Here is a 15,480-nt window from a genome sequence, read left to right on the forward strand (position 1 = left end):
AACTTATTAAACTAAATATCTTCATAACTAATTTAAAAAACCCTTTGTTGGACAAATACCAATGCAATATTTATTCCAATCATAATTTCTATTAAAAAAACCTGGCAATATTCTAGATTTATAAGATCTAGCCATGTCGTGTAACCCCCAAGCTTTTGCTTGTTGATACTGCCAATCATAAATTGAATTATGCCCTTTAACTTCACTGAATAAACCTGCACTAAAATGCGCTATATGCATTAACTCATGTCCAGTAGTTAAATAAAGAGCTTCTTTACTTACAAAAGCCGCTCTTCCCATATACATATCTGACCTTAGAATAGTATGGTCATATCTTGTCACCGCTAAGGCACCTGTTCCTTTCTTACTATATAATACTCCATTTTTTTCATTATATATATACCCCTTTGGAGCCGTCCCATCAGCATAATATCTATAAGGATGTTCCATATCTGGAAAATAATCTAAATATCCCTTACCATACTCAGTTGTATATTCCATACCTTCACCGACTTGATTTTCTCCTTTATAATTAAAAGCTGGCACCTCAAAAGTAGCCCCATGACCGGTCCAAAAATTACCTCCATGATTTGCTGCGGTAATACCAGATGCTAATCCACCTATACCCCCTCCACTAATTAAACCAACTCCTCCCGATATTAATGTTTCTTCAAAATCATTTCCATCTAATATCCCAGAAGTCAATCCTCCAGCTGCTCCCCCAGAAGCGCCAACATATGCTCCTCTAAAAAAGCCAACACCTAACGACTTAGCCATATTTAATCCATTAGCTACTTGACCAACAACTGATGTAACACCTCCAATAATAGCACCTTTAACAAATCCTTGCAAAAAATCACCTCCAGACATATCTGTCTGTACCCCACTAATCATTCCTCCTATCATCGCAGCTGCTAAAATGGGTACAAAAGCAAACTCTCCATTGGGATCTACAGACACTACCCAATTATTACCCATAGCCAAATAGGGACTACCAAATTGGTTCTGTGGATCAGTATTAAACCAACGACCAACTGACGGATCATACATACGACTACCAAAATCGTACATGTTGTATTTATTACTCTTTAGTAACTCTTTTCCTTGATATTTAAAATTATATGTAGAGTTTATAGCATATTCCCCGTAATGAGGCATACCCATTGGATAGTAATCTGTGTTTGAGAGGATATCTGAACTGTTAACAATGTTATTGTTATCCCCGTCCTTAAAACTTATGCGAACGTTACCCAAATGATCCTTTATACTGTACACATAATTGTAAATCCCTCCATTATGTTCCACATAACCCTCTGGGGTCGGAAAAAACTGTAACACACTTTGCTGGTACTGAAACCCTCCAATATAGTCTGTCGCAGTAGTACTGCCTCCATTAACATATTTCATTTGTAGTTTTGCCCCAGAAGCATCATATAAAAACTCAATACGTTTACCATCCCCAAAAGTAACTTTAGTTACCAAGTCTAAATGGTTATACTCTATTAAAGTGATATTCTTATTTAGATCTTTAGTAAGATTTCCGTTATCATCATACGTATAGTCATCTCCAGTATTAGTCCCATTCACAAATCCGCTCGAACCTGAAGCATCAACTATCTTCATTAATTGATTCCCTGCATCGTAGTAATAGGTAAGATTATCAATGGTACTTCCCATACTTCCTCCCTTACGGGTAAGGCTACTTATGTTACCATTGAAATCATATCCAGAAATGCTTAATTCAAATTTGTTCCAATTGGTATTTAAACTGCTACCTTCCCCATAATAGGCATTCTGCAATCTGTTTAGTTTATCGTACTTAAACATATACGATTTCTTGACATTGTTATGGGCTGACTTCCATACCATCTGAGATATGTTACCGTTGTATTGATTAAAATTAATGGCCGACTTCTATTTCGAAAATTCCGCTAAAATCTTAACAAAAGACATTTCTATTCAAGAACCTTATAAACTTATGGCAAGAAATATCCAAAAAAGGTTATTCATTGGTATTGGAACAGAATTACTCTTAAAAGCTCTATTTTTAAAAAACAATTACTGCATAAATAAAGTAAAAAAACAGTCTCCTTTTAACCCTAATAAACCAACAAAGTTTAAAACAATAATTGATTCAAATCAATTAAACCCACATGACACCTATTCACTGAATTCCCTAATTGATAATATTTTTGAAATTATCACTCCAGATAACAAATCAGATTTTGAAAAAGGTTTGAAAATAGCAAAAGTTTTCAGAAATAAAGAAGGGCATGTGGCAGTTCTTTGGCATAAAATCAATAGGCAAAATTACACTGATATAGAAAATTCTGTTAAAGTAATCTATAAAAAAGGATATAATGAAATTTTAGATTTTAAAATATCATTTCTAAAAGGAGAAAAAGCAAACTTTTCAATTAAATAAACTAAAACTATGACAACAGAAGATTTAAATAAATTAAAAGAAGACTTAAATGCATTAAAAATTAAATCAATTGAAAAAAATAAAGCTTCCAAAAAAGATCAGGAAACCATTGAATTACAGATACAAATTATGACAAATAATATGATTAAAAACTATAATTTAATTCATTATGATGGAGGTATTAAAATGGAATCCTATAAAACTAAATTTTTTATTCATGATGTAGAAATGATCATTATCGATCAAGAGAATGAAACCAATGAATAAAGAGTAACTTCGAAAATCAACATTAATTTTATAAATTTTGTGCAAATCAAAAACAAGAAAGGCTCCCCATATTTGAGAAGCCTTTAAATACTTGTGATCGCGACAGGATTCGAACCTGTGACAGTCTACTTAGAAGGCTATAAACACCTCTTAAACTATCCTTAAACTAACCACATTTGATCCTATATAATGATTCTGTTTAATTTCTTCCCTTTTTAGTACATCTTTTAATTTCCCCATATCTTTACTTATTTTCTTTTCAATCACCCTAGCATATTTTTGAGTGGTTGATAATTTAGTATGACCCAAAAGTTTTGATACCGTTTCAAAAGGAACATCATTAAGCAAAGTAATTGTTGTAGCGAAAGTATGCCTAGCTACATGAAAGGTTAAATGCTTATTAATTCCTACGACTGTTGCAATGGTTTTTAAATATTTATTAACCTTTTGATTTGATATAACCGGTAAAAGCCTGTTTTGGTTAACTTGGTTTGGATAATGACTATAACGCTCTAAAATTTCGTTGGCTTGGGGTAATAAAGGCACTTTAACCGTAGTTTTAGTTTTCTTTCTTTTAATATCTATCCATAAATCACCATCAACACCCTCAACTATATCTTCTTTTTTAAGTAGTTCAACCTCGGTATAGGTTAAACCTGTATAGCAAGAAAACAAAAACAAATCTCTAACAAGAAGCAATCCTGATTCCTTCAGTTTAACAACTTTTAGTTTATTCAGTTCTTTTATTTCCAAAAAAGCACTATCATAATCATCATACTTTAACCCGTATAAATTAAAAGGGTTTGCTGTAAAACATCCAAATTTAACCGCAATGTTTACGAGCTTCTGAAACCGTTCCATATGTTTCATTACCCCATTATTATTTAAAGGCTGTGAAGATCTAAGTGGCTTACATGTTCTTAGGTAGTTTTCAAAATCTACTATAAAGAGATAATCTATAAATTGTAATTGAATATCTGAAGTTTTATATTGATGCTCAATAAATCGCTTAAGATACTTTTCTGTTGCTCCATAGTTTTTTAAGGTGCCTTGAGATAGTTTTGGAGCTTCAACCTCTTTGTGATACCTTATAATGTCCGATAACTTTTCAAAGGTTTTGTCTTTTCCTAAATAACGAAGTTTAATTTTTTGAGACGTAATCGGGCGACCTTCACCGTACAGTTGTCTATGGCAATCCATTAAATCAGCATAAACATCATCTAAATACATGTTTATACTCTGCGCACCTTTAACCCTTGGATTAAGTCTTGAGGATTCTGAACACCAATGAGATTCAAAGGTTGTACGCTTAATACTGATATCTGATCCAACACCATCCACACGAATACGTGCATAAATTGGAATTTGTCCGTCACTTTTGATTGCTGTCTTTTTCAGCCAAAAGCCAATACTAAATGATTTTGTGGTTTTCATTACATTTCACTTTAGTTAAACAATGATTAAAGTGAAAGTCAAATCTCTGGAAAGTCCCGTAGGAAAGACAATTTACGAAATTCATTTGAATTAAATAGGACACCCTATAGGACATCTTTAGCATTGAATTCAAATGATTTCAATTGAAACTAAAAAATATTAAACTCCTGAAAATCATTTATTTAATATTTATTTAGTTTTCAATATTTCAATTTTGTCGGGGTGGCAGGATTCGAACCTGCGACCTCCTGCTCCCAAAGCAGGCGCGATAACCGGGCTACGCTACACCCCGAGGTGTAAGTTATATTTCTTTAACCGGCAGTTTTAAAAGAAATATTTTTTTGCGGAGAGACGGGGACTCGAACCCCGGCGACAGTTACCCGTCGACAGATTAGCAATCTGCTCCATTACCACTCTGGCACCTCTCCTTAAACTTTTAATTATGAACTTGCGCAATCGTTTTTGCGGTTGCAAATGTAAGCGATACTTGAGATACTCACAACTATTTTTTGCACTTTTTTTTGAAAATTATTCGGGGTATTCAATTCTCAAATGGTAAATGTTTGCAAGCTTGCGTTTTAGCACTTTTTTTATTTTTTGAATTTCTTTAAAAGTTATGTCCGCATTTAAAAATTGACCATCTTCAATCTGCTTATCTATGATATTTTCAACAAACGAATCAATTTTTGTTGAAGTAGGTTCCTTTAAACTTTTCGAGGCTGCTTCAATACTATCACACATCATAAGGATTGCAGTTTCTTTACTAAACGGTTTTGGCCCTGGGTAGCTAAAATCTGCCGGATCTGGTTGAATATTTGTTTCTTCATATTCCTTTTTCTCTTTCATATAGAAATAATAAACCAAATTGGTCCCGTGATGCGAACGTATAAAATCAATAACTCGGTCGGGCAAGTTATTCTTTTTAGCTATTTCAATACCATTAATAACATGATCGATTATAACTCGAGCACTTTCCTTTGGCGACAACTCATCATGCGGATTAAGACCTGTTAATTGATTTTCGGTGAAATAGGTCGGGTTTTTCATTTTTCCGATATCATGATACAAAGCTCCTACCCTTACCAACATAGCATTGGCATGTATTTCGTTGGCAGAGGCTTCAGCTAAATTAGCCACATTTAAAGAATGGTGGAACGTTCCTGGTGCTTTATTAGAAAGTTCTTTTAACAAATTTGAATTCGTATCAGATAACTCTAAAAGCGATACATCAGACACCAATCCAAAAATACGTTCGTAGGCATAAATTAGCGGCTGAACAAATAAGGTTGCCAGTCCACCCAAAAGGAACCACTTAAACATTTCCCATTTAATGGTCTCAATACTTCCTTCATGAATTAAGAAAAAAGCAAAATAAGCTACAATATAAATTAAGGTAATCTGTCCTACCGAGATAAACAAGTTAGCGCGTTTATACAACTCTGAAACCGTTAAAATAGTTACAATACCAGCAATAATTTGCAGGAATGTATACTCATAACTGTTTGGAACAATAAACCCTAAAAGCAATACCGTTATAACATGTGAAAACAATCCTAAACGCGCATCGAAAAACGCTTTAAGAATTAAAGGTAAAATACATATCGGAACCACATAAACGAACTCAGAATTATAATTTACAACCAGGGTAGTCATAAATACCATGAGGAACACATTAAAGAAAATGAAGGTTACTTTAGTATTATTTTCAAAGACTTCAACACGATATTTTCTAAGAAATAAAAGTAACATCAAGAGTGCCAAAGCCACTAAAACAGTGTAGGCAAAAATAATCCAATTGTAATTGGATTTAGTCCACACTTGTGACTCATATTCCGATTCGAGCGATTTTAAAACCTGATACTTATCCCCTTCTATAACTTCTCCTTTGGAAATAATTAGGGTTTCTTTTTCTATGCTCCCACGGGTGTAAGCTATCCTGCTTAACTCTTCCTCTAAAGCTTTTTCTGTAAACGATTTATCGAACGTTAAATTCGGTTCGATAATATCAAAAAACAAGGATGTAAAATTAGTTTTATAAGCCAGAAGGCCTTTGCTTTCGAGTTCTTTATTAATTATAATGCTAACGGCATCAAGTTTTATTAAATCGGCAAAAAAACCGTCTTGTTTTTTTGTGCGTTCTTCAAGTAAGGCAATTATTCTGGTATCGGCATAATCGTATGTTTCATTAAGAATACCAAAAGTATAAAGTTCTTCAATAATTTCTAAGCCGGTATTGTAAACGGTTTGAAAAGATCTTACAGATAATGAGTCGCCAAATACCTTTTTAAACTGTTCTTTATACAGGTCTTTAACTTTAGGTTCAACCGAACTATCAATATCGAAATACAATACAGAATTATCAATAATATTCTGCTTTTCAAAAGTAATTTCTTCATCGGTTTTCTTTATGGCAAAATCGAAGGGCGCATATAAATTTTCCGATTGCCACGGTTTTCCTTTTTCAAAATTATATCTGAATTTTCCACTTTTTGGAAACAGATACACAATTAGAAACGATGTACATAAAAACAGTAACCCTTTGTAAATCAACGAGTGGTTTTTATACAGTTTATTTATTAAATCTTTCATTTAAAGCAATAAGTAAATCAAATGTAATAAATTTATAAACTTCCATTGCTTTTATAATAAATGAATCCTTCTCTTGTTTGCTAAAAAATGATTAATTTCGCAGGAATAAGACAAAGATTAAATAATGAATAAAGAAGTTGTAATTGTTTCTGCAGCAAGAACTCCTATTGGTAGTTTTTTAGGGGCTTTATCTACAATACCAGCACCCCGATTAGGAGCCATTGCCATTAAAGGCGCTTTAGATAAAATTGACCTGAAACCTGAATTGGTAGATGAAGTGTTAATGGGTAATGTAGTACAAGCAGGAACAGGTCAGGCACCAGCCAGACAAGCAGCTATTTATGCAGGTATACCTAATACCGTACCGTGTACAACAGTTAATAAAGTATGTGCCAGTGGTATGAAAGCCGTGATGCAAGGGGCTCAAGCTATTGCCCTTGGTGATGCCGAAATTGTTGTTGCCGGAGGTATGGAAAACATGAGTTTAATTCCTCATTATTTACATGCAAGAACAGGCACTAAATTCGGACCAGCTTCACTTATTGATGGTATGCAAAAAGATGGATTGGTAGACGCTTACGACGAGCAAGCTATGGGTGTATGTGCTGATGCCTGCGCTACCGAATATAGCTTTAGCCGGGAGGAACAGGATGCTTATGCAATTCAGTCTTATAAACGCTCTGCAGCAGCATGGGATGCTGGAAAATTCGAGAATGAAGTTGTTCCTGTAGAAGTTCCGCAACGTCGTGGGGAGGCTATTCTTGTGACTAAAGACGAAGAGTTTACTAATGTAAAACTTGACAAGATCCCTCAGCTACGTCCGGCATTCACTAAAGAAGGAACAGTAACGGCTGCTAACGCATCAACCATTAATGATGGTGCAGGCGCTATTATTTTAATGAATAAAGGCAAAGCTAACGAATTAGGGTTAATACCTCTTGCTACTATAAAAAGCTATGCAGATGCTGCTCATGAACCAGAATGGTTTACAACAGCTCCAGCAAAAGCCCTCCCAAAAGCTTTAAGTAAAGCTAACCTTAGCCTTGATGATGTGGATTATTTTGAATTTAATGAGGCGTTTTCTGTGGTTGGTTTAGCTAATATGAAACTTCTTGGTCTTAATGATTCTAAAGTTAATGTTAACGGTGGCGCCGTTTCTCTAGGACACCCTCTAGGCTGTTCAGGTGTTAGAATCATCGTTACATTGTTAAACATTTTACAGCAAAACGATGCTAAAATTGGTGCCGCAGCCATTTGTAACGGTGGCGGAGGTGCATCTGCAATAATTATAGAACGTAATTAATTTTAATGCAATACGGAATTTGTAATTTAAGCATTGTCCCTTTAAGAAGAGAGCCTTCAGACGCCAGCGAACTTGTTTCTCAGGTGCTGTATGGTGACTTTTTTAAAGTGTTGGAACAACGCAAGAACTGGAGCAAAATAAGATTATCTTTTGATAAATATGAAGGTTGGATTGATAACAAACAATATGTTTCAATATCGGCTTCAGACTACAATACACTTCAAAAAGAAACACCCAGATTATCTATAGATTTAGTTGAGTTTATTGAAGATCCTCAACATCAATTACACCCTATTTTATTAGGTTCTTCGTTAAACGGGTTAAGCATTTTAAACCACACCCACGACGGTAATACCGTTTCGGGTAAGGTTGCTAAAAACAATCTTATTGAAACCGCTTTTTTATATTTAAACTCACCTTATTTGTGGGGAGGAAAAACCCCGTTTGGTATTGACTGTTCGGGATTTACGCAAATGGTTTATAAACTTAACGGCTATAAATTATTGCGTGATGCCTCACAACAGGCCACACAAGGTGAGCCTTTAAGTTTTATTGAAGAAAGTGAACCTGGAGATTTGGCTTTCTTTGACAACCAGGAAGGTGTAATTACCCATGTCGGTTTAATTATGAGCGATAATTATATTATTCATGCCAATGGTAAAGTTAGGATAGATCGATTAGATCACACCGGAATTTATAACGTCGACAAACGCATGCATACCCATAAACTACGGGTTATTAAAAAGATTATATAAATAAAAAAGCCGCAATTTAAATTGCGGCTTTTTTATTTTCATATGAAATTTTACTAATTAGTTTCCTGCTTCTAAATCGGCAACTTTAGCTTTCATTTCTTTGTGCTTTTCAGTTTCACCAAGAATACTGTAAATATTCATTAGGGTTTTAGCAGCATTGATATTTTGTGAATCAACAGCTAAGGCTTTCTCTAAATAAGGCACGGCATCACGATAAAGATCTTGACGTTGTTGTCTTAATTCATCGTAACGCAAATCATCTTTTTTAGAACTTCCTAAACCATTCATTTCCTTAATGATTCCTTCTTCTTTTGACAATACAATCGCCGAAAGATTAATATAAGCATTTACATAGTTAGGATCTAACTCGATAGTCTTTTCGTAGTATCCTTTAGCTTGTTCGGTCTCACCAGATTCTGCAGCAATAACACCTAGGTTATATTGTAATTCCGGGTTAGTAGGGTCCATTTTAGTAGCTTGCTCTAATAAAGCTTTAAACTTCTCTGTGTTCCCCATTTTATAATGAACATTAGCCTCTGTTAAAATTAAATTAACATCGTCAGGGCTTTGAGCTCTTGCTGCAGCCATAGCTTCAATCGCTTTTTCATTATCGCCTTTATTCACATAAATAATAGCAATGTTTTTAACGATTTCAGGCTCTTTAGATTCTGTTGTACGTTCTCCCGGATTGGTATGAGACTTTGCTTTCACAGAAATATCACGCATGTTTTTGTTTTCAAATACTTCCTCTTTATTGGTTTCAGCATTCGTTGCGAAATATTCTGTTTTAACACCTGTATATCCTAAATCTTTTAATTCTTCATAGATACTTAATGCTCTGTCGAAATCCTGAACATTAATAGCTGTTGCAGCAGCGTAGTACAAGAATAAAGTATCCTTAGTACTTAATCTGTAAGCTTTCTCGAAGTATTGAGATGCCTGAGCGTAATCGTTTCCTTCGTAAGATTCATTTCCTTTCGACAGTAATGAGTTAACCATTTCTTGCTTTAACTCTGCACTTTCTGCTGAAAGCGAACCTTCAATATTACCTAAGCTTTTTATAGCTTCATCGATATCACTTAAAGACCCTGCTCCACCAGCATATAGTGTTTGAGCATATAAGTAATAGTAATCTGCTTTGTATTTATCCTCTAAAGGCATATACGCTTCAACCTGCTTTAAGGCAGATTTCGCTTCAGCATAATTAGTTCCCTTAATAGCTTTTTCGGCTGCTCTCAATTCTTTCTTTTGTGCAAATGAAAGTGCACTAACTGAAAACGCTAAAGCTACAATAATCTGTTTTTTCATTTTTGTTTTATTTAATTATCATTGTTATTCTCTTCTGTTGTGTTGGTATCAAGAGTTGTGCCACCCTCAGCTCCTTCACTATTTAGAGCATCTACAACACCTTCTTCGGTTTCCTGCTCCTCTTCGTGCATTACTTTCGCAACCGCAGCGATAGAATCTTTTCCTTTAAGGTTGATTAGCTTAACCCCTTGAGTTGCTCTACCCATTACGCGTAGATTACTAACTTCTAAACGAATGGCGATACCAGATTTATTGATAATCATTAAATCATCGTTATCTGTTACACTCTTAATCGCAACAAGCTCACCTGTTTTTTCAGTGATAGAAATAGTTTTAACTCCTTTACCACCTCTGTTGGTAATTCTGTAAACTGGTTCTCCATCCTCTGGATCATCAACATAAGTACGTTTACCATATCCGTTTTCAGATACTACAAGCACCGATTCTTCTTTGGAATTTTCAATGGTTATCATACCAATAACTTCATCACCTTCATGAGCTAAAGTAATTCCTCGAACACCTGAAGCTCCACGACCCATTGGACGCGTTTTTGCTTCTTCGAAACGAATGGCTTTACCTGATTTTAATGCTAACATTACCTGACTGTTTCCAGTCGTTAATTTAGCTTCTAATAGCTCATCATCCTCTTTAATCGTAATGGCATTGATTCCGTTTGTACGCGGACGAGAATATTGCTCTAAAGATGTTTTCTTAACCTGACCATTCTTAGTCGCCATGATTACATAATGACTGTTAATATAGTCTTCATTTTTCAAGTCTTGAGTACAAATGAAAGCCATAACTTTATCATCCTGCTCAATATTGATGAGGTTTTGAATCGCACGACCTTTAGATGTTTTACTTCCTTCAGGGATTTCATAAACGCGCATCCAGAAACATTTTCCTTTTTGCGTGAAGAATAACATGTACTGGTGGTTTGTTCCAACAAATAAATGCTCTAAGAAATCTTCGTTACGCGTGGTCGAGGCTTTCTGACCAACTCCTCCTCTATTCTGTGTTTTATACTCATTAAGCGATGTACGTTTGATATAACCAGCATGCGAAATGGTAATCACCACCTGCTCATCTGGAATCATATCTTCAATACTTAAATCGCCACCAGCATACTCGATAACTGAACGACGTTCATCACCGTATTTCTCTTTTACAACTTCAAGCTCTTCTTTAATGATATCCATACGACGCTCTTTCTTGTCTAAGATATCTTTTAAGTCTTCAATCGTTTTAAGTAATTCGTCGTATTCTGAACGTAACTTATCTTGTTCTAATCCTGTTAACTGACGCAGACGCATCTCAACAATGGCTTTAGCCTGAATTTCAGAAAGTTTGAAACGCTCAATTAATTTAGTTCTTGCTTCATCGGCATTTGATGATGCTCTGATAATCGCAATAACTTCATCAATATTATCTGATGCAATAATTAAACCCTCTAAAATATGAGCACGTTCTTCAGCCTTACGCAATTCATACTGCGTGCGTCTTACAACAACCTCATGTCTATGCTCAACAAAATGATAAATTAAATCTTTTAAGTTTAATAATTCCGGACGCCCTTTTACTAAGGCAATATTGTTTACACTAAAAGACGATTGTAACGCCGTATACTTGTATAATTTATTCAAAACGATATTCGGAATTGCATCACGCTTAAGCACGTAAACAATACGCATACCATTTCTATCCGATTCATCACGAATAGTAGAAATACCTTCAAGTTTTTTCTCGTTTACCAAGTCAGCAGTTTTCTTAATCATCTCTGCTTTGTTTACCTGGTAAGGAATCTCAGTTACTATAATACATTCACGACCTTGTACTTCTTCAATATTGGCTTTACCACGAAGCACGATTCTTCCACGTCCTGTCTGGAACGCTTCTTTAACACCGTCGTATCCGTAAATAGTACCTCCTGTTGGGAAATCTGGGGCTTTTATATACTTCATTAACTCATCAACTTCAATGTTGTTGTCGTTAATGTAAGCAATGGTTCCTTCTACAACTTCAGATAAGTTGTGGGGTGGCATATTGGTTGCCATACCTACAGCAATACCAGACGCTCCGTTAACTAAAAGTCCAGGAATACGTGTTGGTAATACGGTTGGTTCTTGTAATGTATCGTCGAAATTTAATTTATGATCTACTGTTTCTTTATCAATATCTGCAAGCATATCTTCAGATATCTTACGCATACGCGCTTCGGTATAACGCATTGCTGCTGGGCTATCGCCATCTATAGAACCAAAGTTCCCTTGTCCGTCTACTAGCATATAACGTAAACTCCATTCCTGAGCCATACGTACCATTGTATCGTAAACTGAGGAATCACCATGTGGATGATACTTACCTAAAACCTCTCCTACGATTCTAGCTGATTTTTTATATGCGGTATTCGATTTAACACCTAGTTCATGCATTCCAAACAACACACGTCTGTGTACTGGTTTCAACCCATCTCTAACATCTGGTAATGCACGTGACACAATGACTGACATTGAATAATCAATGTAAGCAGACTTCATCTCATCTTCAATATTAATAGGGATCAATTTTTCTCCTTCTGCCATAAATATTTAATTAAGTTTTATGAGTTTTTCAAAACATGCTAATATAAGTATTTCGTCAATCACAGCCTGACTTTTTCTTATATTTTTTCGTGTTTTTATTAACAATTTTAACACTTTTTTTAGTTGATAAAAATGAAGGGGTAAATTTTGATTTTATGAAGTTTTTTTTGTCACTTAGCAACTTTCACACAATTTAAGGTATAGTTTTTGCCTTTAGTAAAATGTTTTAGTATTTTTAATGCAGAAAGGAAACTATTATGGATGATAATTTTTCACCAAGAGTAAAAGACGTAATTGCCTACAGCAAGGAAGAAGCGCTTCGTTTGGGTCATGATTTTATTGGCACCGAACATTTGATGCTTGGGTTATTACGCGATGGAGATGGCAAGGCTATAAATATTCTAAACGCTTTAGATGTAGATTTAAATCACTTAAGGCGAAAAGTTGAAATATTAAGTCCTGCAAACCCTAATATTGCTGCAGCTTCAAACCAAAAGAAGAACCTGCACCTTACTAGGCAAGCAGAACGCGCACTAAAAACAACCTTTTTAGAGGCCAAACTATTTCAAAGTTCTTCTATCAATACAGCACACTTGTTATTGTGTATTTTAAGAAACGAGAACGACCCCACTACTAAGCTTTTAAATAAGCTAAAGATCGACTACGATAATGTTAAAGAACAATTTAAACTTATGATTACAAACGATAATGATTATATAGAGCCAAAGGCAGAATCGTTTCAAGATGATACGAGTTCTGATGACGATACTTCAAAAGACATTTTCAATAGTCCTACAGGTAAAACCAACAAGAAATCCAAAACTCCTGTTTTAGATAATTTTGGACGCGATCTTACAGCGTTAGCCGAAGAAGGCAAACTTGACCCTGTAGTAGGTAGAGAAAAAGAAATTGAGCGTGTCTCGCAAATTTTAAGTCGACGTAAAAAAAACAACCCACTTTTAATTGGTGAACCTGGTGTTGGTAAATCTGCTATAGCCGAAGGTTTAGCTCTTAGAATTGTTAAACGAAAAGTATCCAGAATACTGTTTAATAAACGTGTGGTGACTTTAGATTTGGCCAGTTTAGTTGCTGGAACCAAATACCGTGGTCAATTTGAAGAGCGCATGAAAGCCGTGATGAACGAGCTTGAAAAAAATGACGATGTTATTTTATTCATTGATGAGATTCATACCATTGTAGGTGCAGGTGGTGCCACCGGAAGTTTAGACGCGTCAAACATGTTTAAACCGGCATTGGCAAGAGGTGAAATTCAATGTATTGGAGCCACAACACTTGACGAATACAGACAATATATCGAAAAGGATGGTGCTTTAGAGCGTCGTTTCCAAAAGGTAATTGTTGAGCCGACGAGTGTTTCTGAAACGATTGAGATTTTAAATAATATTAAAGCGAAATACGAAGAACACCATAACGTAGACTACACGCCTGAAGCAATTGAAGCTTGTGTAAAATTAACCAACCGTTATATGACGGAGCGTTTTTTACCAGACAAAGCTATCGATGCTTTAGATGAGGCTGGTTCTCGTGTACACATCACAAACATTGAAGTTCCTAAACAAATTATCGAGCTTGAAAAACAACTTGAAGCGATTAAGGAAACTAAAAATGCGGTGGTTAGAAAGCAAAAATACGAGGAAGCTGCTAAACTAAGAGATGATGAAAAACGCATTGAAAAAGAATTAGCTGTTGCTCAGGAAAAATGGGAAGAAGACACCAAGCAACATCGTGAAATAGTTACTGAAGAAAATGTTGCCGATGTGATTTCCATGATGACCGGTATTCCTGTAAATAGAATTGCGCAAACTGAGATTAATAAATTGGCTGAGTTACCAAACCTTATTAAAGGCAAAGTCATTGGTCAGGATGAAGCGGTTGCAAAAGTTGTAAAAGCCATTCAACGTAACCGCGCCGGACTTAAAGATCCGAATAAACCAATTGGTTCATTTATATTTTTAGGTCAAACTGGTGTTGGTAAAACACAGTTAGCTAAAGTATTATCCAGAGAATTATTCGACAGTGAAGATTCATTAATTAGAATCGACATGAGTGAATACATGGAGAAATTTGCTATTTCCAGATTAATTGGAGCGCCTCCGGGATACGTTGGTTACGAAGAAGGTGGTCAGTTAACCGAAAAAGTAAGACGCAAACCTTACGCTGTTATCTTGTTAGATGAGATTGAAAAAGCGCATCCAGATGTATTCAACATGTTACTTCAGGTGCTTGACGATGGGTATTTAACCGATAGCCTAGGTCGTAAAATCGATTTTAGAAATACCATCATCATCATGACTTCAAATATTGGAGCTCGTAAGCTAAAAGATTTTGGTACTGGAATTGGTTTCGGGACTTCGTCACAAAAAGCACAGGAAGATGCTAACGCGAAGAGTGTTATTGAAAACGCACTTAAGAAGTCTTTTGCTCCTGAATTCTTAAACAGAATTGACGATGTTGTGATGTTCAACGCTCTAGAAAAAGAGGATATCAATAAGATTATTGATATTGAATTAAGCAAACTTTTAGTTCGTATTAAAGATTTAGGATACATCTTAAAACTTTCTGATAAAGCTAAAGATTATATAGCAGAAAAAGGTTTCGATAAGCAATATGGTGCAAGACCTTTAAAGCGTGCTATTCAAAAATACATTGAAGATGCATTAGCTGAGGAAATCATAACTTCTAATGTAGAAGAAGGCGATACAATTGCTATCGATTTAAATAATGACACACAGGAATTAGACATCAGCATTCAAAAAGCTGAAAACAATCCAACAGAATCTTAATAAGATTCTATCA

Annotated in this window: 10 protein-coding genes and 2 tRNA genes; 5 read left to right on the forward strand and 7 right to left on the reverse strand. The window is 35.1% G+C overall.

The genetic code is table 11. From position 1 onward, the window contains the following. Window positions 1-27: 27 nt before the first annotated feature. Window positions 28-1,827, reverse strand: a complete 1,800-nt coding sequence (locus RBH94_RS14470; protein WP_307881536.1) for an RHS repeat domain-containing protein — start codon at window positions 1,825-1,827, stop codon at window positions 28-30. A gap of 151 nt (window positions 1,828-1,978) precedes the next feature. Between RBH94_RS14470 and RBH94_RS14475 the strand changes: the two genes are divergently transcribed. Then, the gene (locus tag RBH94_RS14475; RefSeq protein WP_307881537.1) at window positions 1,979-2,425 is read left to right on the forward strand and encodes a hypothetical protein; all 447 of its coding nucleotides are present in this window, start codon (window positions 1,979-1,981) and stop codon (window positions 2,423-2,425) included. A gap of 9 nt (window positions 2,426-2,434) precedes the next feature. Continuing rightward, a complete protein-coding gene (locus RBH94_RS14480) occupies window positions 2,435-2,692 on the forward strand; it encodes a hypothetical protein (RefSeq protein ID WP_258228540.1) in 258 nt (85 codons plus the stop codon). Window positions 2,693-2,842: 150 nt separating this feature from the next. Here the strand turns inward: RBH94_RS14480 and RBH94_RS14485 are convergent, their stop codons facing one another. The 4 genes from RBH94_RS14485 to RBH94_RS14500 all read right to left on the reverse strand — a co-directional run bounded on the left by RBH94_RS14485 (window position 2,843) and on the right by RBH94_RS14500 (window position 6,715). Then, on the reverse strand, window positions 2,843-4,126 hold the full coding sequence (locus tag RBH94_RS14485) for a site-specific integrase (RefSeq protein ID WP_258228539.1): 1,284 nt from the start codon (window positions 4,124-4,126) through the stop codon (window positions 2,843-2,845). 217 nt (window positions 4,127-4,343) lie between these two features. Then, a tRNA-Pro gene (locus RBH94_RS14490) sits at window positions 4,344-4,418 on the reverse strand. Window positions 4,419-4,470: 52 nt separating this feature from the next. After that, window positions 4,471-4,554: transfer RNA gene (locus RBH94_RS14495), tRNA-Ser, on the reverse strand. Between the two features lie 100 nt (window positions 4,555-4,654). Continuing rightward, window positions 4,655-6,715, reverse strand: a complete 2,061-nt coding sequence (locus tag RBH94_RS14500) for an HD family phosphohydrolase (protein WP_307881538.1) — start codon at window positions 6,713-6,715, stop codon at window positions 4,655-4,657. A 124-nt stretch (window positions 6,716-6,839) separates the two neighbouring features. Between RBH94_RS14500 and RBH94_RS14505 the strand changes: the two genes are divergently transcribed. Both RBH94_RS14505 and RBH94_RS14510 read left to right on the forward strand, forming a co-directional pair. Further along, entirely contained in the window at window positions 6,840-8,018 is a 1,179-nt protein-coding gene (locus tag RBH94_RS14505) for an acetyl-CoA C-acyltransferase (protein WP_307881539.1), read from the forward strand. Window positions 8,019-8,023: 5 nt separating this feature from the next. Continuing rightward, entirely contained in the window at window positions 8,024-8,773 is a 750-nt protein-coding gene (locus RBH94_RS14510) for a C40 family peptidase (RefSeq protein WP_307881540.1), read from the forward strand. Window positions 8,774-8,830: 57 nt separating this feature from the next. Here RBH94_RS14510 and RBH94_RS14515 read toward each other — a convergent pair whose 3' ends face one another. Both RBH94_RS14515 and gyrA read right to left on the reverse strand, forming a co-directional pair. After that, a complete protein-coding gene (locus RBH94_RS14515; RefSeq protein WP_307881541.1) occupies window positions 8,831-10,081 on the reverse strand; it encodes a tetratricopeptide repeat protein in 1,251 nt (416 codons plus the stop codon). A gap of 11 nt (window positions 10,082-10,092) precedes the next feature. Further along, the gene (gene gyrA / locus RBH94_RS14520; RefSeq protein ID WP_307881542.1) at window positions 10,093-12,663 is read right to left on the reverse strand and encodes a DNA gyrase subunit A; all 2,571 of its coding nucleotides are present in this window, start codon (window positions 12,661-12,663) and stop codon (window positions 10,093-10,095) included. A 257-nt stretch (window positions 12,664-12,920) separates the two neighbouring features. Between gyrA and RBH94_RS14525 the strand changes: the two genes are divergently transcribed. Beyond that, window positions 12,921-15,467, forward strand: coding sequence for an ATP-dependent Clp protease ATP-binding subunit (locus RBH94_RS14525; protein ID WP_307881543.1), 2,547 nt, complete (start codon window positions 12,921-12,923; stop codon window positions 15,465-15,467). Window positions 15,468-15,480: the final 13 nt, after the last annotated feature.

The organism is Aestuariibaculum sp. YM273, assembly GCF_030908365.1.
Taxonomy (GTDB): domain Bacteria; phylum Bacteroidota; class Bacteroidia; order Flavobacteriales; family Flavobacteriaceae; genus Aestuariibaculum; species Aestuariibaculum marinum.